Raw genomic sequence first — 20,868 nt, forward strand, 5'->3', positions numbered from 1 at the left:
CATCTTACGTAGAAGCAGCAATACCTTCTGATGACGTTCTAGTCCCCTTAAATCATGGCCGAAGAATACGCGGATAAAATGGCCCGCAAAACCGACGCCGAGCTGCGCCAATACGTGACGGGCCGGGACCAGTACCGCGACGACGCCGTGCTGGCCGCCTTCGACGAGTTGCGGCGCCGGGGCCAGCCCCACCCCGATGAGGAACAGGTGCGGCCCGCCCTGGAAACCGCTGTGCAGGCCCAGGTAGCGCAGGAAGCCGCCGCCCGGGAGCGGGCCGAGCAGGAAGCCCAGGCCGCCGACCCCGCCGTGATATCCGCTTCGGTGCCCGAGCTATATTCGCCCAGCTCCATTGCCATCTTCTCCATGCTGCCCATGTCCATGATTGGTGGGGGCGTCCTGTTGGGCATAAACCTGTTTCGGCTGGGCCGGAAGCGGGCTTTGCTGGGGCTGCTGCTGTTTATTGTGCTATACCTGATAGTGGCCGGACAAGTCCTGCAGTGGGCGATTTTTCAGCAGGGACTGCACCCGTTTTTTGGCACTTTGCTGTTTAATGTGCCAGCCATTCTGGTGTATTTGCGCTGGTTCTGGCCGCGCTACGTGCAAACTGAGCAATACCGGAGCCGGGGCATTATTATTCCGATTCTGGTGAGCTTTGCCATCGTGTGGGGGCTGCAGCAGGCGTTGCCTTATTTGGTAAAGCAGCAGCCCAAGAAAGTGCAGGCCGAAATGGAGCAGCTCCTGAAACGCTAGCCGCCCGTGGCCCTGACTCTACTGCCCCTGCCCGCGGCGGAAGTGCTGCTGGATCCGGTTTTTCTGGCTGCCCCGCACGAGCAGGCGCTGCTCACTGAGCTAACGGCCAGCGTTGCCTGGCGGCAGGAGCCCATCCGGCTTTTTGGCAAGGAAGTGCTGCAGCCTCGCCTTACGGCCTGGTACGGCGACGCCGGGGCCCAGTATTCGTACTCGGGGCTTACCTGGCAGCCCTTGCCCTGGACGCCACCATTGCAGCAGCTGCGGGAACAAGTAGAGGCTGCCTGCGGCACTAGCTTCAACAGCGTCCTGCTCAACCTCTACCGCAATGGGCAGGACAGCATGGGCTGGCACGCCGACAATGAGCCCGAACTGGGCCCCGCGCCGGTAATAGCCTCCGTGAGTCTGGGAGCCGTGCGGCGGTTTCGGCTCCGGCCCCGCGACCCGCAGCGCACTCCGCACGAGCCTCTTACGCTGGAGCTGGCCTCCGGCAGCCTGCTCGTGATGCGCGGCCCTACTCAGCAGCACTGGCTGCACGCCGTTCCCAAAACGGCCCGGCCGGCCGGGCCCCGTCTCAACCTGACTTTTCGCAACATCATTAACATATAGCCATAAAAAAAGCTCTTCCCACGACGGGAAGAGCTTTTTTTATGAGAGCAACGGCTCGGCTATTTGATGTCAATCAGCAGGCCGGCGAAGACGAGACGACCAATGTTCGGGCCGCCATACACCTGGGTGTTGGTGGCGTTGAACAGGTTGGAGCCGCCTACCTGAATGGTGGTGTAAGCCTTCGGAATTACGTAGCCCACGTAGGCATCCACGGTGCTGTAGTCTTGCAGAGTGCCTACGGCAAACGGCATTTCGTACAGGTGGCCCTGAGCCCAGCGGTAATTCACCGAGTAGTTGAAGTGCTTAGCCAACAGGCCGTTGGCGCCCAGGTTGTACTTGTGCTTGGGCGTGTTGAAGAAGGTCTGGAAGCCTTCGGGCAACTTGTCTTTCTCAATCAGGTTGAGCGAGTAGTTGGCCGTGATGGTCAGGGGCCGGGCCACGTTGTAGCTCACGCCCAATGCAGCACCCTGGGTTTGTACTTCCTGGCGGGCATTGGTCCATACCTGCAGAATGCGGGTGTTGCTGCCGGCCATTTGCAGCGTGGCGGCGCTGGCGCCCAACTGCTGGGCCGAGGGGCGGCTGCCGTCCCGGTTGCCCACGAAGCGCTGAGCCCCGATGAAGTCGTTGTAGTAGCTGCGGAAGTAGTTCACGTCCACCACAATCTTGTCCTTAAAGGTGCCTTTGTAGCCTACTTCGAAAGTGCTTAGGCGCTCCAGCTTCAGGGGGCCACGCTATACTCATACTGGGTCAGTACGGCGGGGTTCGACTGAGCCGCTCCGATAACCTGGGCGTTGGCTGCAGCCAGCGTGTAGCCCTGGAAGCCGTTGCCTACGTTGCCCAGCAGCAGCACTTGGCCGATGTCAACCCGAATATACTGGTCGAGCTGGGTGGGCGAGCGGAAGGCGCGGCCAAACGAAGCGCGGAAGTTGTGCTGCTTGTTGTCGCCGGCCGAATACACGGCTGAAGCGCGGGGTGAGAGGGCCGGGCTGAAGTTCTTGAACTCGTCTACGCGGCCGGCAAGGGCCAGCTTAAGCCGGTCTCCCAGCAGGGTGTGACTCAACTGCGCATAGCCGCCCAGCTCATGGTTCTGGATACGCTCGTTATCATCGGAGAAGAAGTTGCCGTTCGAACCCAGACGAAACTTGCGGTAGGCTGCGCCTACAATCAGGCTGGTAGTTTCGCCCAGGGTGAAGTTGTACTGCGCGTTGCCTTCGTTCAGGTACGAGCTGGGGCTGAGCTTGGCACCCAGGCCCGGCCGCGGGTCGTTGATGATGCGGCTGCGCAACTCACCGAAGCGGGCACTGGTGGGGTCGAGCTGGATGGCGTTAGCCTGAGCCTGGGCAAAAGCCTGCGCCTGCTCCATTGTCTGGCCCTGGGCACGGGCGCCTTTATAAGCGGCATTGTAGGTGCCGAAGTACTGGTCTACGTAGCGCACCGTGCTGCCTTCGGCTACCGGCGAGGTCTGGATAAAGGAGCCCAGGAAAGTCAGGTCATAGGAGTTGCCGCCGAAGTCCTGCACCGACTGGCCACGCAAAAACCACTTGTTGCCTTTGATTTCGCCGTGCAGCTGGTTGATACCGAAGTCGCGCAGGCGGTAGCGGCTGGCGCTCTGGTAGCTGGCCGTGCCGCGCGAGTAAGCGTAGCCCACGGTCATTTTCACGTTGTCCGTTACGAGGTACGAAAGGCTGGGGTGCACCTTGATGGCCTTTGCCTTGTTGTCATCGGCAATCAGCGTCGACTCGGTGAAGCCCGGCATGAAGACCGTTTTGCCCACCAGCTCTGCTGATACGCCACCCGGGAAGGGCTGGCTGCTATTGTAGGTGTTGCCTACGTCGCCATAGCGGTTCACGGCATTGTAGCCCAAGGTTGAACCTTCGGCATTGTTGGCTCGCTCCACAATGGGGCTGGTGGCCGAGTAGTTATTGGCCAGCCAGTCGTCGGCGGTGGTGTAGGAGCCCACTACCTTAAGGGCAATTTTCTCACCCAACTTTTGGGCGTAGCGCAGCTGTCCGTCGAAGTAGCTCCGTTCACCACCGCGCACCCGCACACTCAGGCCTTCACTCACGAAGGGGTCTTTGGAGTTGAGCAGCAGTACACCATTAAAAGCATTGGCGCCGTACAGGGCGGAGGCCGGGCCGTGAATGATTTCCACGCTTTCCACGTCGAGTTCGGGCAGGCCCGTCAGGTTGCCCGCATTCAGGTTCAGGCTGGGGCTCTGGGTGTCGAAGTAGTCGGTAAGCTGAATCAGGCGCTCGGACTTAGCCGAGTTAAAGCCGCGGGTACTGATGGAGTTCATCAGCAGGCTGCTGCTGTTCACGTCAATGCCTTTGTACTGGCTCAGGCCGCCCTGCAGGTCAGCCGTGGTGATGCGCTCCACTTGCTGGGCGTTCAGCTTTTCCACCGTCACCGGAGCCTGCAGGATGCCTTCTTCCACGCGGGAAGCCGAGGCAATAACTTCGCTGGTCAGCACGGAATTTACTTTCAGCTGAACCTTGAGGTTGCGGTCGGGCTGGGGCAAGGTTACCTCGCGGCTTTCGTAGCCCACAAAGGACACCGACAGGATAACCGGAGGGGTGCTGAAGTCGGCCCGTAGCTGAAACTTGCCGTCTCGGTCGGAGCTGCTACCAATAAAGGTGCCTTTGACAAATACCGTAGCCCCAGGTAGCGGCTCGCCTGTTTCAGTTTGTACTACTCCGCTGACGGTGATATCGTCCTGGGCCCAGGCGCGGGGTGCCGCCAGCAATAGTGAAAATAGTAGGAGCAGAAAATGGTAAGGTTGCTTCATAGAAAACTGTGCAAAAGGTGGGAGAATAGGAAAAAAAGCGCAAGAAATCAGACAAAAATAAAGTGGCCTAGCCTAACATCCAAATTGTAAGATATTGACCGTCAAATAGCTGTTTGTGACTAGTAATTGAATATTATCAGTATGCCAGCCATTTTATATTGCTGAAGTCGGATGCCCGGATGCGGGAAATGTTCAATTAGAGCTGAACAGGCCCCCTTAGCCGGCTAAAGTCTCGCCTGAGCGCGCAAGCCTCCCTGCTCCCCGGCGAGGTTGGGATATGCTCTAGCGTATCAGGCTGTAATGAATTCAGGATGGGGAAAAAGCAAGTCTATGCACACCTCTTCCCGCAATTACCGTCAACTTAGCGATGCAAGGTACCGGCCCGACGAATTGAAATTTTCGTATTTCCGTTCAACCTTGCCTCCTTACCCGTTGAAGGTGGGTAATTTCCGGCCCAATCAACCCACGGGAAAAGGCTTACTTGCGCCCGTATTCGTTCTGCTTTTCGTTCCTGTTTTCCTCCCCATGTCCACCCGTCTGTTTCTTCCCCGATTCTGCTACCGAGGCGCTTACTGTAATGGGCGCGGGCCTGGTCGGCTCGCTGCTGTCCTTATTTCTGGCCCGGCGAGGCTATCAGGTAGACGTATATGAGCGCCGGGGTGACATGCGGCGCGGGGGTGCCGTGGAAGGCCGCTCCATCAATCTGGCCCTGTCCGACCGGGGCTGGCGGCCCTGGAGGAGGTAGGCATCGGCGACGAAATCCGGCAGGTAGCCATTCCCATGTACCGCCGGGTGATGCACGACGCCCAGGGCAACCTGAGCTACCAGCCCTATGGCAAAGACAACCAGGCTATTTACTCCGTGTCGCGGGCCGGGCTCAACCGCACCCTGCTGACGCTGGCCGAAGCCGAGCCCGGCATCCGCCTGCACTTCAACCAGCAGTGCGTGGGCCTCGATGCCCGCACGCGCCAGCTCGAACTGCGTGATGCCGCTACGGGCCAGGAGCAGCAGCTCACCTTCCGCCGCCTTTTCGGTACCGACGGCGCCTTCTCGGCCGTGCGCAGCGCCCTGCAGAAAACCGAGCGTTACAACTATTCCCAGAGCTACCTCGAGTACGGGTATAAGGAACTCAATATCGAGCCCGGACCCGACGGGGAATGGCTGCTGGAAAAGAATGCCCTGCACATCTGGCCCCGCGGGCAGTACATGATGATAGCGCTGCCCAACCTGGACGGCTCTTTTAACTGCACCCTGTTCTTTCCCTACGAAGGCGAGCATTCGTTTGCCTCTCTGCAAACCCCGGCGCAGGTGCAGGCCTTCTTCGAGCAGGTTTTCCCCGATGTGGTGCCGCTCATGCCCGAGCTTACCGACGAGTACTTCCGCAACCCTACCGGCTCCCTGGTTACCATCCGGTGCTTTCCCTGGGCCTTCGACGACGATGTGCTCTTGCTCGGCGACGCTTCCCACGCCATTGTTCCTTTCTATGGGCAGGGCATGAACGCCGGCTTCGAAGACTGCACGGTGCTCAACCAGCTCATGGCCCAGCACGGCGACGACTGGCACGCCATCTTCAGCCAGTTTCAGGCGCAGCGCAAGCCCAACGCCGACGCCATTGCCGACTTGGCCGTGTACAACTTTGAGGAAATGCGCGACCGGGTCGGCAACCCACGTTTTTTGCTGCAAAAGAAAATCGAAAGCAAAATATCGGCGCAATACCCGGATCAGTGGACGCCGCTCTACTCCCAGGTCACCTTCTCGCACACACCCTACGCTGAGGCCTGGCAAAGCGGCCGGGAGCAGGAGCAGATTATGGCCCGCCTGATGCCCCACATCCAGACCGAAAGTGACTACGACCGGCCCGAAGTGCAGGAAATGGTGCAGCAGGAAATGGCCAAGCGCGGCTAGCCAGGGGCAGAGGGTTTTACATGCGCAGCCACAGCCCCAGGCTCATACCCGCCACAATGCCCAGGCCCAGGCTGAGCCCGGCCCATACCTGAGCCGGGGTGTGTGCATTCAGCTCCAGCCGGGCACTGAGCACGCCCCCTGCCAGCAGCACCGTGGCAACTAGAACCCACAGAGGAACCGAAGCCGGCACCGTGAGGTGCAGCAGCAGCAGCAGGCCCAGTCCGCCCCCATGCCCACCGCGTGGGCACTGATTTTCCAGCGTAGCGAGATAAGAAACGTCAGAAACACGGCCAGCGTCATGCCGGCCATAAGCCGGCTGAGCAGCGGATCGAAAATAGGGGGCTGGAAAAGGACAGCCATGGCTGTACCGAAGCTGAAGGTAGCCAGCAGCAAGGGCAAAGGGCGCTGCGCCCGTTCGCGCAGGAGCAGCGAATCGACCTGGCCGAACCAGTATAAGGCGCCGGTTCCCAAGGAAGGCAGCAGGAAGGTAAACCCAAAAACAATGGCCAATACAACCCAGCGGTCAGCCAGGGCAGGCTGCCAGATTACCCCCGGAAACTGATAACATATCATATAAAATAGATACGAAGGCAGCAATAACGGGTGAAATATCCCGGATAAGATATTAGCAATCAGCTTACTCAAGTATTAAAAGAAAATTAATGTTGCAGGTGGTCGAACGTCAAAACTACCAAAAGCATTATATTTATTCCTCGCTAAGGCTTAGTCGAGCTCTGGCCGTCACTTAAACGCACCTTTCTTTTGTTCTATTTTACCCTCTAATCTGTGAAATCATCTACTCCGCGTACCCGGCAGTGGTGGGCTATGCTCGCCCTGGGCCTTACTACCGTTTCTGGCGGTAGCCTATATCTGTGGCAGCACAGCGACGCAAAAGCAACGGCTCAATCTCTGGAACAGCGCCTGGAAGGCGTGGAGGAGGAAGAGGAAGAAGAAAAGAAAGACCGTCCTGATCTCGCCGTGGAGCAGGACGTGGAGCGGACCCTGGACCCGGCCCTGGGACGGGTACCACTCGAGCGGTTGCTCGTAGCGCAGGAATATGCGCAGCAGCGGATAGCCCAGCGGGCCTCCCGCCGCGTGCCAGTGGGCAGCCTGACCCAAACTACCTGGGTAGAGCGCGGTCCAAGCAACGTGGGTGGCCGGATTCGGGCCCTCGTAGTAGACCCCGCTGATGCCACCGGCAACACCGTGTGGGCTGGAACGGCCGGTGGCGGCCTCTGGAAAACGACGAATGGTGCCACCGCTACGCCTACCTGGCAGAGCATCGACAACTTCTTCGCCAACCTGGCCGTGACGGCAATTGCCTTCCACCCAGCCAACGCCAACATCATGTACTTCGGTACGGGCGAAGGATATTATAATGCCGATGCTGTGCGCGGCTTGGGTATCTGGAAATCGACTGACCACGGCGTAACCTGGACTCAACTTCCCAGCACGTCGCGCGGAACAACCTTCCAGTACGTGCTGAAGCTGGTTGTGCACCCCGTTACGGGCGACGTATACGCTGCCACCCGTGCCGGCCTGATGCGCAGCACCGACGGTGGTGTAAACTGGACCAAAGTTCTTGGAGCGGCTACCGGCGCTGTTACCGACCGGGTAGCAGACATCGAAATCAGTGCCGACAACAAGCTCTTCGTGGGCATGGGTATCCAAACCGGTGATGCCATCTACCGCTCCACCTCGGGTGATGCCGGCAGCTGGGTTAACCTGAACACGCCAAGCACCTCGGGCTTGCCAACGACGGGCTATGAGCGCATCGAGCTGGCCTGCGCGCCCAGCAATGCCAACCGCGTATATGCCATGTTCCAGAGCACTACAGATGCTCTGCTGAACATCTACCGCACCGATGACGGCGGGGCTACCTGGGTAACGCTGAACAAGCCGCGCTGGGAAAACTCCGACGACTTCACCCGCGGTCAGGCCTGGTACGATCTGTCGATCGGCGTGGCCCCCGACGACGCCAACAAGATTTATATCGGTGGTGTCGATTTGTTCCGCACCCAGGATGCCAGCGCTACTCCCGTAGTATGGCAGCAGGCTTCGTACTGGAGCATCAACAAGACCAACCCGACCTACGTGCATGCCGACCATCACGCGGTAGCTTTTGCCTCCAATGATGGCAATATGGCGTATTTCGGCTGTGACGGTGGCGTGTTCCTGTCCACCAACGCTTTTGACGTTAAAGGGGCTCCGGCCTTTAAAGAGCGCAACAACGGCTTGAACGTAACGCAGTTCTATGCTGCTGCCATTCACCCCACGCTGCCAAACTACTTCCTGGCCGGTGCGCAGGACAATGGTAGCCAGAAGTTTACCCTGGCTGGTGTAGGTACCACCACGGAGGCCTCGGGCGGCGACGGAGCTTTCTGCTTCATCGACGAAGACCAGCCCCAGTACCAGTTCACGTCGTACGTATACAGCAACTACTTCCGTTCCATCAACAACGGCACGACGTTCCCCCGGATTATCAGCAACAACAACGGTTCGTTTATCAACCCGACGGACTACGACAGCAAGAGCAACACGATGTATGCGGCTTCTACGGCCGGTACGCTGTTTGTGTGGCCTAACGCTACCACCGCTGCCACCACGCGGAACCTGACGCTGCCTTCGGGCTCGGGTACGGTGACACACGTTACGGTTTCCAAGACCGTAGATAACCGGGTGTACGTTGGTACCAACACGGGCAAAGTACTGCGCATTGATAATGCCTTGGCGATAGATCCTGCTGATCCGACCGTTGTGCCAACCATCACTGAAATTCGGACCGGAACGGGTTCGGTTTCCTGCGTAGCCGTGGACCCCGCCAACGAGGCGCACCTGCTGGTGACGTATTCCAACTACGGCGTAACCAGCGTGTGGGAAACCACGACCGGCACCGCTCCTTGGCGCAACGTAGAAGGCAACCTGCCCGACATGCCGATTCGCTGGGCCATGTTTGACCCCGCTAACAACAAGCGCGCCCTGCTGGCTACCGAACTCGGTGTGTGGGCCACTGATGATCTGACCACCACCGATATCGTATGGGACCCCGCCAGCACCGGCATGGCCAACGTGCGGGTCGACATGCTGCGCATGCGTAAGTCGGACAAGCAGATTGTGGCCGCTACTCACGGCCGGGGCCTGTATACCACCGATGTATTCTTGGTACTGGGCAACAAAGGGGCCGTTGCCGTCAATAACAAGTTTATCGGCAGTGTATATCCCAACCCCTTCGTGCAAACGCTGAACGTAGACCTGAGCCAGGCAGCCTCTGCCGGCACCACGGCCACGCTCACCGACATGCAGGGCCGCGTGGTATTCAAGACGGATGTGAAGACGGCTGAGCGTCAGCTTCGCCTGAACGTGCCCGGCAGCGTAAGTGCTGGCATGTATACGCTCACCGTGCGCGACGCCAAGCAAACGGCTACCCGCCAGGTAATGCTGCGCCGCTAGGCCAAACTACTAGCATGAAATAAAAGGGAAGCTCCAGCGGGGCTTCCCTTTTTTGTTCATCCACAGAAAGCCAGCAGTGCACTTTGGAGGTAGTGCGTAAGCCATTAAAAAGCCCGCTGGAAGCATTTCCAGCGGGCTTTTTAATGGCTTGCAAATTCTGCTTACAGTTCCTTGCGCAGGCGGGCTACCGGAATATTGAGCTGCTCCCGGTACTTAGCCACCGTGCGGCGGGCAATGTTGTAGCCACGGGCATTGAGCATTTTTTCCAGCTTGTCGTCGCTCAGTGGCCGCTTTTTGCTTTCCCCCTCGATGATTTCCTTCAGGATGTGCTTCACTTCCCGTGAGCTAGCGTCTTCGCCTGAGTCGGTAGCAATGCCCTCGGAGAAGAAGTACTTCAAGGGGTAAATGCCGAACTCGGTCTGCACCGACTTGGAGTTGGCTACCCGGCTCACGGTGCTGATATCCATGCCGATTTCGGTGGCAATGTCTTTCAGAATCATGGGCCGCAGCTTGCTTTCGTCGCCTTCTAGGAAGAAGTCGTGCTGGTAGCGCACGATGGAGTCCATGGTGCGCAGCAGGGTCTGCTGGCGTTGCTTGATGGCGTCAATAAACCAGCGGGCCGAGTCAAGCTTCTGCTTGACGAAGGTCACGGCCTCCTTCATCTTCTTGTCCTTCTTGGCCGCCTTATCGTAGGTCTGGAACATCTCGGTGTAGGCCGGGGCCACCCGCAGGTCCGGAGCGTTGCGCGCGTTCAGCGTAAGGTTGAACACGCCGTTGTCGTTGGTCAGAATGAAGTCGGGGATGATGTACTGCACTTTGCCCATGCCCACGGGCCCGGTGCCACCGGGCTTGGGGTTAAGCTTCAGAATCAGGGCAATGGCCTCTTTGAGTTCATCATCTTCCAGGTCCAGCTTCTGCTGAATACGCTGGTAGTGCTTCTTGGTAAACTCGTCGAAGGTCTCACTTAGAATCCGCTCGGCGTGCTCGGTCACCTCGTCCTGGTGGCGGCGCTCAAGTTGGAGCAGCAGGCATTCCTGCAGGTCGCGGGCGGCAATACCGGCCGGGTCGAAGCTCTGAATCAGGTGGAGCACGCCCTCAATCTCAGCCTCATCGGCTTCGATGTTCTGGGAGAAGGCCAGGTCGTTGGCAATAGCCGACAGGTCGCGGCGGATGTAGCCGTCGTTGTCGATGGAACCAATGAGCTGGCGGCCAATGGCTTCCTGCTTTTCGTCGAGGTCGGCAAAGCCCAGCTGGTCGAGCAGAGAGTCGGTAAGGGAAGCGCCGGTGTCGGCCAGGGGCATTTCCCGGTCGTCCTCGGGCTCGCCGGGCCCGTCGCCCTGCATCTTGTAGCCCGCTATTTCGTCGTCGTTGAGGTAGTCGCCCAGGTCCAGCTCCTCGTTGTCCTTGGTCGTATCTGCCGGGTCGTCTTTGGTGGGCACCTCCACTTCGGGCTGCTCCTCGCTGCCGGTATCAAAGTCTTCGTCCAGGGTGTTGTCGTCGGAATCGAACTCCGAATCCGGGTCGTCATAGTCGTCGGAGTCGTCCGCGTCATCGTCGCGCTCCTGGTCTTCCACCTCGTCGTCGGTGTTTTCGTCGCCTTCTTCCAGGGCTGGGTTTACCTCCAGCTCTTCCTTGATGCGCGCCTCCAGCTCTGCTGTCGGAATTTGCAGCAGCTTAATGAACTGTATCTGTTGGGGAGACAGCTTCTGCGAGAGAAGCTGCTTCATGTCAAGTCTTTGCATACTCTGGAAAGCGTGTTGCTCCACAAAAAGGCAAGGTGGAGCTCTTGTCAAATATAGACCTTTCTGTACTCGTGTTCGGTCAAAAAAGTTGAGCCCGGAGCTCCACATCATTTTGGCAAAACAACGCCGAAGAGCCCGATTCACAAAACAAACGACGGGAATGGGCTAAACTGATTTTTACGGCCCGCAAAACTCCTACCTTTGCTGACTTAACGATTAATAATTTCCGAAAGCTGAGTCCGATGTCTGTTAGAAGGTCGAGTGTGCAGGAGCTGCTCCACAGCCAGGAGCTGGAGCGTGAAGTGGTAGTGAAAGGCTGGGTGCGTACCCGCCGCGGCAATAAGTACGTGCAGTTCATTGCCATCAACGATGGTTCCGGCTTCAATTCCATCCAGGTAGTAGCCGACGCCGAAAACTTTCCCGAAGAAAAGCTTAAGGCCGATGGCGTCGAAAACGGCGCGGCCGTAATGGTGCGCGGCAAGCTCGTTGCTTCTCAGGGCAAAGGTCAGAGCGTCGAAATTCAGGCCTCGGAAATCACCGTCTACGGCAAGGCCGACACCGAAACGTATCCGCTGCAGAAGAAGGGGCACTCCCTGGATTTCCTGCGCGAAATTGCCCACCTGCGCCCTCGCACCAACACGTTTGGGGCGGTGCTGCGCATCCGGCACGCCATGGCCTTTGCCGTGCACCAGTTCTTCAACGACCGGGGTTTCTACTACGTGCACACGCCCATTATCACGGGTTCCGATGCCGAAGGCGCCGGCCAGATGTTCCGCGTAACGACGCTGCCCGAGCAGAACCCGCCGCTGACGGAAGATAAGTCGGCCGTCGACTACAAGCAGGACTTCTTCGGCAAGCAAACCAACCTGACCGTATCGGGTCAGCTGGAAGGCGAAATTGCCGCCATGGCCCTGGGCAAGGTGTACACCTTCGGCCCCACGTTCCGGGCCGAAAACTCCAACACGACCCGCCACCTGGCCGAGTTCTGGATGATTGAGCCCGAAGTGGCCTTCAACGACCTGCAGGACAACATGGACCTGGCCGAGGACTTCCTCCGCTACCTGGTGCGCTACGCCCTGGACAACTGCCAGGACGACCTCAAGTTCCTCAACGAGCAGTACGACAAGGAACTGCTCAGCCGCCTGCAGTTCGTGGTCGACAACGACTTCCAGCGCCTGAACTACACCGAGGCAGTGGAAATCCTGAAGTCGGCCAAGCAGAAGTTCGAATTCCCGTGGACTGGGGCACCGACCTGCAGAGCGAGCACGAGCGGTATTTGGTGGAAAAGCACTTCAAGAAGCCCGTTATCCTGACCAACTACCCCAAGGATATCAAGGCCTTCTACATGAAGCTCAACGACGACGACAAAACCGTGCGGGCCATGGACGTGCTCTTCCCCGGCATCGGCGAAATCATCGGCGGCTCGGAGCGGGAAGAAAGCCTGGAGAAGCTTACCAAGCGCATGGCCGAAATGAACGTACCCGAGCACGATTTGTGGTGGTACCTGGAGCTGCGCAAGTACGGCACTGCGCCCCACTCGGGCTTCGGCCTGGGCTTCGAGCGCCTCATTCTGTTCGTGACTGGCATGGGCAACATCCGGGACGTAATTCCCTTCCCCCGCTTCCCCAAGAGCGCCGAGTTTTAATCTGAACCACGGATTCGGCGGATTTTTCGGATTGGTCGGATTTTGTGGACGGATATTCTAAACCAGCAACGGCCGCCTCGTATGAATACGGGCGGCCGTTGCTGGTTTAATGTTTTAATTCTTATGCCTTCGGGAGTGTCGTAGTAGAAATAACAGCGGGCCAATATGGCTGTAGGAATCAGTGATGATACTGGCATTGATAGTATTATCGAAGGTGTTCAGCTCAATTTTACTAGAGGCTCCATCCGTAATTTCTATAAAATGATCTTGTTCTGATAAAGCTGGGATGTCGGCAAACACGCGTTGGGTTAGGTAGAACAGGCTATCAGAAAGCTGGGCAGATAAGGTATCAGTGGGTTTCTGAATTAGTTGGCCGAATCTCTCTTTACCATATGACGACCACGCGTATTGGGTTGGTTTGCCCCGTTGCGCATACACATTGACTACCGTCACGAAAGAGTCTGGAATTGCGACAAGATTATCCACATGCCAGCGAACTTGGTCTGCAAGCCGTAGGTCGTATAAATATGCCCGGTCTTGATGCTGCGCGGATTTGCTGCCCAGCAATAGGCCTGTTACTAACAGCGTATTATAAGCGGCCAGCAGCAGACCTGTTATTAACAGAGAGTAAAGCCATTTTTTCGTGTGCATCCGGATAGCCTGTAGTAGTGCCTGAGCAGGGAGCCGGATAACGGATGGGCTCAGCCGTAATTGCTGAGCTCCTTGTCGTCCAGGGCTACTTCGTCTGTTCCTTTTCGAAAATGGCCTGGGCCTCCCGCTCCACGCGGCTCAAGAAGGCCGGATCATTTTCCTTACCCCATTCTGCCTTGGTGCTCAGCTCGGCTTTGATCTGGTTGATGCGGGCCCGGTCGGCGTCGGAGAGGGGATGGTAGAGGTCGTAGAGCTGGTTGATGAATTTCTCGTGGGGCAGGTTGTGCTCCGTAATGAGAACCATGATGAACTGCCGGGACTCAATCTCCTTGCGGAAATCCAGCTGGTCCAGCTTCTGGCCCGTTTCGGCCGACTCGGCGGCAAACCGGAAAACGGTTCCTTCCACGCCCCAGTAGCGGGAATCGGGGAGAACAAGGTTTGAAAATAAGGGTTGAACTGCATAAGCGCCGCCCCGAAGCTGTCCCCTGAGACGAGCATATTGGGCTGCTGCTGCGGCGGCCGAAGCGGGTCGAAGACGATGTGCGGGTAGGCCATGGGGTAGTGCTTGTAGCCAAACAGCAGGTTTAGCGGCCCGCTCAGGTCGCCGTCGGTACCGCGCACTTCATTCTGGCTTACTTCCATCGGACCGGTGCGGCGGAAATCAATCAGGTCAAAGGAGCCCAGCTTTTCGATGCGCTTGAACAGCGTATCGGCGGCCAAAGTGGAGCCGTAAGCGCTCCAGTGGGTGCCGCCGCTGGGAAACAGGGCATAGGCCGTCGTGTCTTTCCAGCGCGCAAACAGTTGGCAGAAGTCCAGCAGGTTGACCTGGTTGGCCTTCATTTCCCGGACGAACACCTCATAGTTGGACAGGGGCTGCTTCTGTTTCAGGGTCCAGTAGGGCAGGTCTTCGGGCTGGTAGCGGCCTTTGTTGGGGGCCATCATAAACAGAAAAGGAATGCCGCGCTTGGCCAGGTCGTCCTGCACAATGCGCATACGGCGGACCCGCCGCTGAATTTCAGCTTCGCCCATAAAGTCTTTACCCAGATACGCATCTACCGGGCCTTGCTGGAATAAGACGTTGTTGCCAATTACCAGGTCGGTGGAGCGCGCTACGCCCAGAAAAGAGAAGGACAGCTGATTGCGGAGCTGAATAAGCCAGGTCCGGAAGCCTATCCGGTCTTCCAGGTAGTTTTCCAGCTGGGCCTGGTAGGTGCCCGAGGTAAGGGCCTCAACCGACAGACTCGGGTGCTCGGATACGTGGTAGGCCCCGGCCAGGGTGGGCTCCTCTACCCAGTGATATTTGGCCTGCAGCGCCGGCCCAACCAGCAACAGAAACAAGAGGAAAAAGAGAATATGCTTCATCGGATAAAACCGTAGCAAGAAGATTAAAACCGGAAGTAGATGAAGGGATTGAAGTTGCTGCCGATAATGTAGCTCGTGCTTAGCACCAGTAGCAGGGCCGTAACCATGCTCAGGGCCAGCATTCGTCCCCGGGACCAGCTAGAGGCCGCCAATACGCCAAGCTGCCCTCGCTCTATCAGGGGCACGGCGGCTATAAAGGAGAACAGCGTTGCCAGCAGCAAGGTGTACCAGAACTCCATGGTGAAATAGGGCAGGGCCACCCAGCTTCCCACAAACATTTGCTGAATGTAGGCCTGCGCCTCGCCCAGGCTTTCGGCCCGGAAGAGGACCCAGCCGACGACGGTAATCAGGAAAGTGGGAAGAATGCTGAGCGGGCCCAAACGCTTGGAGAGGCGCAGCAGAAACAGGCGGTCCAGCACCAGAAACAGGCCGTGAAAAGCGCCCCAGGCAATGAAGTTCCAGGCCGCCCCGTGCCAGAAGCCCGAGAGGATAAACACGGTCCACAGGTTGGCGTAGAGCCGGCCGGTGCTCACGCGGTTGCCGCCCAGGGGAATGTAGAGGTAGTCGCGCATCCAGCGGCCCAGCGTGATGTGCCAGCGCTGCCAGAACTCGGTGATGGAGCGTGAGATGTAGGGGTTGTTGAAGTTTTCGGGAAACTGGAAGCCGATCATGCGGCCCAGGCCGATGGCCATGTCCGAGTAGCCCGAGAAGTCGAAGTAGATCTGGAACGTGTAGCATACTGCCCCCAGCCACGCCAGCGGGGCCGACAGCTCGGCCGGCGCAAGACCGAAAATCCGGTCGGCCTCCTGGCCCAGCGTGTTGGCAATAAGTACTTTTTTGGCCAGGCCGAGCACGAAACGGAACAGACCGGCGAGCTTGTGGTCGACGGTTTCGAAGGCGGCCCGGTCAGTGAGCTGCTCGGCGATTTCGTGAAAGCGCACGATGGGCCCGGCAATCATCTTGGGAAAGAGCATGATGTAGAGCATGAAGTCCCAGAAGCTGCGCAAGGGCTTGTTCACGCCCCGGTACACGTCAATCGAATAGGTGAGCTTCTCGAAGGTGAAAAACGAGATGCCGATGGGCAGCACCACCTTCTCCCAGGTCAGCTCTGCCCCGCCCAGGGCCGTGCTCAGCCCGCTCACGTTCTCGAGAAAGAAGTTGGCGTACTTGAAGTAGAAGAGCATGCCCACATTGAGCAGGATGCTTAGGATCAAATAGATGCGCTTCTGCCAGCCCAGGGCCGCATCCATCAGGCGGATGAGGTAGAAGTTGAGCACGACCGAGCCCAGAAACAGGGCCAGGAAGTTGATGCCGCCCCAGGCGTAGAACAGCAGGCTGGCCGTCAGCGCGACGGCATTCTTGAGCAAGCGCGGGACGAGGTAATAAACCAGTAAGAAGGCGGGCAGGAAATAAAATAGAAAGAGTGTACTGCTAAATACCATGGGCCGCTAGAAAAAATACGGCACCAAGCTACTCACAAAACCTTGAACCGTGCCTATCCACCAGGCAAGAATCCAGCAAGTCCAAGGCTGCAGTGTGGCGGCAGCGACCAGCTTCTCAGGTCATAATTTGCCCGCTCGGGGCCGTGCACGAGTAGCTGCGGCAGAGCAGCCTCTCTTCTTTTTTACCGGATTGAATCATACCGGGCTACGGCGGCCTCGTGAATTAACTGTTGCCGGCTGCGGCCAGTTTCGGTCTCTTTAGCCCACCAGTAGTCGCTTAGGCCAGGTTTGCGGCTGAGTTGGTCTTCGAGCGCCTGAATGCGAAGGGTATCGGCATGGGTGTAGGGCACCAGTAGCTTGTAGGCACTATCACTGAAACCATAATCAAGTCGGTTGTCCATGTTGTATTCCGTAAACATGATCATGATAATGTCGCGGGCCAGGTATTGAGCCTTATAGTCCAACTTACTCATATCAGTGCCTTCCGGTAATTCTGAGGGCCAGGCGATATTGCGGTTGACGACGTTAAAGTGCCAGTATCGGGAATTTTTGTCATCAAAAGATTGAGCAAAAAACGAGTAGAGCACCGTAAATACGAAGCTGTCACCAATGATGAGAGCTGAAGGACGGTATTGCCCTGGCTTGAGGGGCTCATACTCGACCTGCGGGTATTTCATTATGTGAGGTGCGAGCGGGTAGAGCAGGTTTAGCGCCTTTTCCGTGTCGGTATCATTATCGTTGGGCGCGATGCCCACGGTACCCGCTTTCAGGCGGTAGTCGCGCATAGGGCGGCCATATTTGCGTTCCACGTAGCGCATGGTTGTGTCTCCTACCAGGGCGGCACCATAGTCGCTCCAGTGCCCACCCGACTGAGGAAACAACGGATACGAAGCCGTGTCCTTCCAACTGCGCAATGCTTGGCTCAGATCCAGCAGGTTGATACCAGCGGCGCGCATGGCGGCCGTATACTGCTCGTAGTTAGACGGGCGGTAGCGGCCGCTACGCCGGAAATAGGCGGGCATGTTTTCCGGCATAAAGGACGCTTTGCTGGCTGACGCCACAAAGATGAGCAGCTTACCGCGCCGGGCCAGCGTATCCTGAACCACCCGCAGACGATGGATGTGCCGCCGAATGGTGGCCGAGTCTGCATGGGCACCCATTCCAACGTAGTCGAACAGCGTTCGGGAGTCGAACAGGCTATTGTTTGGGCCCACGAACAGGTTCGGGTCATTCGTCTCGTGCAGTACATCGTAGACGATTTGGTTGCGGGCTTTAATAAGCCACACCCGAAACCCGATATGCTCTTCGAGGTAACGCTCCAGCGCCGGCTGAAAAGTATTGTTCCATAACGACTCCCAGCTTAGGTCGGGTGGGGGAGCAGGCGCGTCGTAGTAGCCGGTCAGCTGACCGGTATCCACCCAATTAAATTTGGCTTGCCCTGCCGGCAGCAGGAGCAGTAACAGCAGGCAGAACAGCACCGCCCGCTTAAGATAAATTTTCACTGACATAGCCACGGTAAACCCGGTGTTGCTTAGAACCGGAAGTAGATGAAGGGATTGAAGTTACTGCCGACGATGTACATAACGCTCAACACCAGTAGAATACTGCTTGCAATACCCAGTGCCACCGCCTCCCGGCCGCGCAGTTGGCTATGGGCTAGAATAGCCAGCTCGCGCCGCTCAATGCGGGGAATAGCCGCAGCAAAAGAGAAAACGGCCGCCAACCCCAGCGTCAGCCAAAAGCGCGTGGTGTAGTACGGGAATGGCCGGTCGGTAAATAGCGGCCCCGTGAACATGTGCTGGACGTATCGAAGGGCATCAGTCAGGCTTTCGGCCCGGAAGAGGACCCAGCCAACGACGGTAATCAGAAAGGTGGGAAGAATGCTGAGCGGGCCCAGACGCTTGGACAAGCGCAGCAGAAACAGACGGTCCAGCACCAGAAACAGGCCGTGAAAAGCGCCCCAGGCAATGAAGTTCCAGGCCGCCCCGTGCCAGAAGCCCGAGAGGATGAACACGGTCCACAGGTTGGCGTAGAGCCGGCCGGTGCTCACGCGGTTGCCGCCCAGGGGAATGTAGAGGTAGTCGCGCATCCAGCGGCCCAGCGTGATGTGCCAGCGCTGCCAGAACTCGGTGATGGAGCGTGAGATGTAGGGGTTGTTGAAGTTTTCGGGAAACTGGAAGCCGATCATGCGGCCCAGGCCGATGGCCATGTCCGAGTAGCCCGAGAAGTCGAAGTAGATCTGGAACGTGTAGCACACCGCCCCCAACCACGCCAGCGGGGCTGTTACTAATGCAGGCTCGGTGCCAAAAATGTGGTCGGGCTCTCCGTGCAGAACCATACCAAAGATATGGTCGGCTTGCTCGCCTAGTACATTGGCAATGAGCACTTTTTTAGCCAGGCCAAGCACGAAGCGGAACAGGCCGGCGAGCTTGTGGTCCACGGTTTCGAAAGCGGCCCGGTCGGTGAGCTGCTCGGCGATTTCGTGAAAGCGCACGATGGGCCCGGCAATCATCTTGGGAAAGAGCATGATGTAGAGCATGAAGTCCAGAAGCTGCGCAAGGGCTTGTTCACACCCCGGTACACGTCAATCGAGTAGGTGAGCTTCTCGAAGGTGAAAAACGAGATGCCGATGGGCAGCACCACCTTCTCCCAGGTCAGCCCGTCGCCGCCCAGGGCCGTGTTGAGCACGCTCACGTTCTCGAGAAAGAAGTTGGCGTACTTGAAGTAGAAGAGCATGCCCACATTGAGCAGGATGCTTAGGATCAAATAGATGCGCTTCTGCCAGCCCAGGGCCGCATCCATCAGGCGGATGAGGTAGAAGTTGAGCACGACCGAGCCCAGAAACAGGGCCAGGAAGTTGATGCCGCCCCAGGCGTAGAACAGCAGGCTCGCCGTCAGCGCGACGGCATTCTTGAGCAAGCGCGGGACGAGGTAGTAAACCAGTAAGAAGGCGGGCAGGAAATAAAATAGAAAGAGCGTACTGCTAAATACCATGGGCCGCTAGAAAAAATACGGCACCAAGCTACTCACAAAACCTCGAACCGTGCCTATCCGCTAGGCAGGAACCAGTACTGGTCTAGGGTCGCCACTGGCCTGAATAAGAAGCGGCTTTAGCAGTAATTACGCAATTCCTTGTCGTCGACGGCTACCAAAGCATCGAGGCGCAGCTCGAAGCCGTCTTCCAGGCGCAGGTACTCCACTTTGTCTTGAATAAACAGGTCGGTGATGATGCCGGTGTAGGTGCTCGGGGCGTGTCGGGCTCGGTGCGATAAAGCAGCGTGCACACCTGGCCTTTGGTAGCACGGGCTTCCAGCTCGTCGTAGAAGCTGCAGCTGATGGGTTGATAAGGGTTGTTGGGCATGGCGAATAACAAGCAGGGTGGACACTTTGCTTACGAGTTTTGAGCAGAATCAGGCGAATCCAGTTCTGGTTTTGCCACTAGGCCCAGCAGCTGACGCAAGGGCGTAAACAGCGGATGCCGGTCCAGAATCAGGGCTACGGCCACGGCCACGGCGGGTCCGGCCAGCAGCAGCATCCGGCTCATTTCGCCCGAGAGCAGCATGTGCGCCAGCACGGCCGCCAGCAGCAGCAGGGTGGGGCCGGGCCGCAACGCCCCGAGCCACAGCCCGATAGTGTGCCGCCCGCCCCAGCAACCCGCCAGCAATACCACATTAAACAAGCCGTATACCCCGCGCAAATCACCAGACCCCGGGGCGAAAACAGCCAGCCCAGGTTGCTGACGATGCTGCGGCTGTGGCTCAGGGCGTTGGTCAGGCTGCCGCCCGACGACGAGGCCCCGGTTATCTGCGCATCCACGGCCCAGTGCACGGCTGCCAGCAGCAGCAGTCCGCACAGAACGGCCAGCAGGCGGCGCCACCACGGCACAAAACCGCCATAAAGCACCAGCAGCGGCAAAAACAGCAGGAAAGATTCTTTCACTACGGGCCCCAGTGCGGCGGCCAACAGCAGGGCCACGGCCGAGCGGGTGTGAAGGGCATAATAGAGCAGTGCCACCACCAGCACCAGGGCACTATCGACCAGCACCAGACCAGTGACGTAGGTAGCGGCTCCGCACGTAAGCAGGGCCGCCATGCCCAGCAGGGCCGGAACCGTAGCAGCGCCGGCCGCTACTGCGCTCCGAAAAGCAAGAAGCCCGGCCCCAGCCAGTAGCAGGGCATTGACCAGAAAAAAGCTGAAACCAAACGGAGGCTTATTAGCTGGCGAAATCAGATTAGCCAGGCCCCGGGTCCCGTGTGCCAGGCCGCTAGCCAGCAGTGGCACTACCACCCGGTAGCGGTGCGTCACCGGTACCAGGAAGTTGCCCTGGGCCATGCGCAGGTAGCTTTGCTCATCTACTGTGTAGGCCGGCGGGTGGTTTACTAGCAGCAGGTAAGCATTGCCCCAGAGCAGGGCCAGTGCCAGCAGGTACACGAGCAGGAGCGACTGGCGGAAACGGACAAGCGGCATACGGGGCGGTTCAGGAGCCGGAAAAGTACGGCTGGCAATGTTACGGGAGTCCGGGCAGATTCA

The 20,868-nt window shown here is 58.2% G+C and carries 19 protein-coding genes and 1 pseudogene; 6 read left to right on the forward strand and 14 right to left on the reverse strand.

What is annotated here, in order from left to right; all coding sequences use genetic code 11:
- The first annotated feature begins 54 nt into the window (after positions 1-54).
- A complete protein-coding gene (locus MUN79_RS06150) occupies positions 55-750 on the forward strand; it encodes a hypothetical protein (protein ID WP_244676866.1) in 696 nt (231 codons plus the stop codon).
- 6 nt (positions 751-756) lie between these two features.
- Entirely contained in the window at positions 757-1,356 is a 600-nt protein-coding gene (locus MUN79_RS06155; RefSeq protein WP_244676867.1) for an alpha-ketoglutarate-dependent dioxygenase AlkB family protein, read from the forward strand.
- Positions 1,357-1,415: 59 nt separating this feature from the next.
- Here MUN79_RS06155 and MUN79_RS06160 read toward each other — a convergent pair whose 3' ends face one another.
- On the reverse strand, positions 1,416-2,078 hold the full coding sequence (locus tag MUN79_RS06160; protein WP_375378240.1) for a TonB-dependent receptor domain-containing protein: 663 nt from the start codon (positions 2,076-2,078) through the stop codon (positions 1,416-1,418).
- Complete coding sequence (locus MUN79_RS06165) at positions 2,075-4,141, reverse strand: TonB-dependent receptor (protein WP_244676869.1); 2,067 nt, start codon at positions 4,139-4,141, stop codon at positions 2,075-2,077. Before MUN79_RS06165 ends, MUN79_RS06160 begins: the two co-directional genes overlap by 4 nt.
- A gap of 577 nt (positions 4,142-4,718) precedes the next feature.
- On the opposite strand from MUN79_RS06165, the gene MUN79_RS06170 reads away from it, so the two are divergent.
- Both MUN79_RS06170 and MUN79_RS06175 read left to right on the forward strand, forming a co-directional pair.
- Positions 4,719-4,886, forward strand: coding sequence for an NAD(P)-binding protein (locus MUN79_RS06170; protein WP_244676870.1), 168 nt, complete (start codon positions 4,719-4,721; stop codon positions 4,884-4,886).
- A gap of 35 nt (positions 4,887-4,921) precedes the next feature.
- Positions 4,922-6,046 carry an FAD-dependent oxidoreductase gene (locus tag MUN79_RS06175; protein WP_244676871.1) on the forward strand — a complete coding sequence of 375 codons (1,125 nt, stop codon included), beginning with the start codon at positions 4,922-4,924 and terminating at the stop codon, positions 6,044-6,046.
- A gap of 16 nt (positions 6,047-6,062) precedes the next feature.
- Here MUN79_RS06175 and MUN79_RS29885 read toward each other — a convergent pair whose 3' ends face one another.
- Complete coding sequence (locus MUN79_RS29885) at positions 6,063-6,197, reverse strand: hypothetical protein (protein ID WP_262922998.1); 135 nt, start codon at positions 6,195-6,197, stop codon at positions 6,063-6,065.
- 8 nt (positions 6,198-6,205) lie between these two features.
- The gene (locus tag MUN79_RS06180) at positions 6,206-6,556 is read right to left on the reverse strand and encodes a hypothetical protein (protein WP_244676872.1); all 351 of its coding nucleotides are present in this window, start codon (positions 6,554-6,556) and stop codon (positions 6,206-6,208) included.
- Between the two features lie 276 nt (positions 6,557-6,832).
- Here MUN79_RS06180 and MUN79_RS06185 point away from each other — a divergent pair, with 276 nt between their 5' ends.
- Positions 6,833-9,496 carry a T9SS type A sorting domain-containing protein gene (locus MUN79_RS06185; RefSeq protein ID WP_244676873.1) on the forward strand — a complete coding sequence of 888 codons (2,664 nt, stop codon included), beginning with the start codon at positions 6,833-6,835 and terminating at the stop codon, positions 9,494-9,496.
- A 161-nt stretch (positions 9,497-9,657) separates the two neighbouring features.
- On the opposite strand, the gene rpoN is transcribed toward MUN79_RS06185, so the two are convergent.
- A complete protein-coding gene (gene rpoN, locus MUN79_RS06190; protein WP_244676874.1) occupies positions 9,658-11,238 on the reverse strand; it encodes an RNA polymerase factor sigma-54 in 1,581 nt (526 codons plus the stop codon).
- A gap of 242 nt (positions 11,239-11,480) precedes the next feature.
- Between rpoN and asnS the strand changes: the two are divergent.
- Positions 11,481-12,883 (forward strand): annotated as a pseudogene (gene asnS, locus MUN79_RS06195) (asparagine--tRNA ligase).
- A 114-nt stretch (positions 12,884-12,997) separates the two neighbouring features.
- On the opposite strand, the gene MUN79_RS06200 reads toward asnS, so the two are convergent.
- The 9 genes from MUN79_RS06200 to MUN79_RS06240 form a co-directional block, all read right to left on the reverse strand.
- Positions 12,998-13,534 (reverse strand): hypothetical protein, encoded by a 537-nt coding sequence (locus MUN79_RS06200; RefSeq protein ID WP_244676875.1) that lies wholly within the window; start codon positions 13,532-13,534, stop codon positions 12,998-13,000.
- 183 nt (positions 13,535-13,717) lie between these two features.
- Entirely contained in the window at positions 13,718-14,896 is a 1,179-nt protein-coding gene (locus MUN79_RS06205; RefSeq protein WP_244676876.1) for an alginate O-acetyltransferase AlgX-related protein, read from the reverse strand.
- Between the two features lie 23 nt (positions 14,897-14,919).
- The gene (locus MUN79_RS06210) at positions 14,920-16,263 is read right to left on the reverse strand and encodes an MBOAT family O-acyltransferase (RefSeq protein WP_244676877.1); all 1,344 of its coding nucleotides are present in this window, start codon (positions 16,261-16,263) and stop codon (positions 14,920-14,922) included.
- A 257-nt stretch (positions 16,264-16,520) separates the two neighbouring features.
- The gene (locus MUN79_RS06215; RefSeq protein WP_244676878.1) at positions 16,521-17,840 is read right to left on the reverse strand and encodes an alginate O-acetyltransferase AlgX-related protein; all 1,320 of its coding nucleotides are present in this window, start codon (positions 17,838-17,840) and stop codon (positions 16,521-16,523) included.
- A gap of 29 nt (positions 17,841-17,869) precedes the next feature.
- On the reverse strand, positions 17,870-18,877 hold the full coding sequence (locus MUN79_RS06220) for an MBOAT family O-acyltransferase (RefSeq protein WP_244676879.1): 1,008 nt from the start codon (positions 18,875-18,877) through the stop codon (positions 17,870-17,872).
- On the reverse strand, positions 18,847-19,332 hold the full coding sequence (locus MUN79_RS06225) for an MBOAT family O-acyltransferase (RefSeq protein WP_244676880.1): 486 nt from the start codon (positions 19,330-19,332) through the stop codon (positions 18,847-18,849). The genes MUN79_RS06220 and MUN79_RS06225 overlap by 31 nt, the downstream gene beginning before the upstream one ends.
- Before the next feature lie 116 nt (positions 19,333-19,448).
- Positions 19,449-19,622, reverse strand: a complete 174-nt coding sequence (locus tag MUN79_RS06230) for a hypothetical protein (RefSeq protein WP_244676881.1) — start codon at positions 19,620-19,622, stop codon at positions 19,449-19,451.
- Positions 19,623-19,729: 107 nt separating this feature from the next.
- Entirely contained in the window at positions 19,730-19,912 is a 183-nt protein-coding gene (locus tag MUN79_RS06235) for a hypothetical protein (protein WP_244676882.1), read from the reverse strand.
- Positions 19,879-20,805, reverse strand: coding sequence for a hypothetical protein (locus tag MUN79_RS06240; protein WP_244676883.1), 927 nt, complete (start codon positions 20,803-20,805; stop codon positions 19,879-19,881). Before MUN79_RS06240 ends, MUN79_RS06235 begins: the two co-directional genes overlap by 34 nt.
- Positions 20,806-20,868: the final 63 nt, after the last annotated feature.

This window comes from Hymenobacter cellulosilyticus (genome assembly GCF_022919215.1).
Taxonomy (GTDB): domain Bacteria; phylum Bacteroidota; class Bacteroidia; order Cytophagales; family Hymenobacteraceae; genus Hymenobacter; species Hymenobacter cellulosilyticus.

Coding starts and splice junctions, on each gene's coding strand:
- MUN79_RS06200 (WP_244676875.1), bottom strand. CDS start 13,534: ATGCACACGAAAAAATGGCTTTACTCTCTGTTAATAACAGGTCTGCTG.
- MUN79_RS06240 (WP_244676883.1), bottom strand. CDS start 20,805: ATGCCGCTTGTCCGTTTCCGCCAGTCGCTCCTGCTCGTGTACCTGCTG.
- MUN79_RS06170 (WP_244676870.1), top strand. CDS start 4,719: ATGGGCGCGGGCCTGGTCGGCTCGCTGCTGTCCTTATTTCTGGCCCGG.
- MUN79_RS06205 (WP_244676876.1), bottom strand. CDS start 14,896: ATGAAGCATATTCTCTTTTTCCTCTTGTTTCTGTTGCTGGTTGGGCCG.
- rpoN (WP_244676874.1), bottom strand. CDS start 11,238: ATGCAAAGACTTGACATGAAGCAGCTTCTCTCGCAGAAGCTGTCTCCC.
- MUN79_RS06220 (WP_244676879.1), bottom strand. CDS start 18,877: ATGCTCTACATCATGCTCTTTCCCAAGATGATTGCCGGGCCCATCGTG.
- MUN79_RS06175 (WP_244676871.1), top strand. CDS start 4,922: ATGTACCGCCGGGTGATGCACGACGCCCAGGGCAACCTGAGCTACCAG.
- MUN79_RS06165 (WP_244676869.1), bottom strand. CDS start 4,141: ATGAAGCAACCTTACCATTTTCTGCTCCTACTATTTTCACTATTGCTG.
- MUN79_RS06225 (WP_244676880.1), bottom strand. CDS start 19,332: ATGGTATTTAGCAGTACGCTCTTTCTATTTTATTTCCTGCCCGCCTTC.
- MUN79_RS06150 (WP_244676866.1), top strand. CDS start 55: ATGGCCGAAGAATACGCGGATAAAATGGCCCGCAAAACCGACGCCGAG.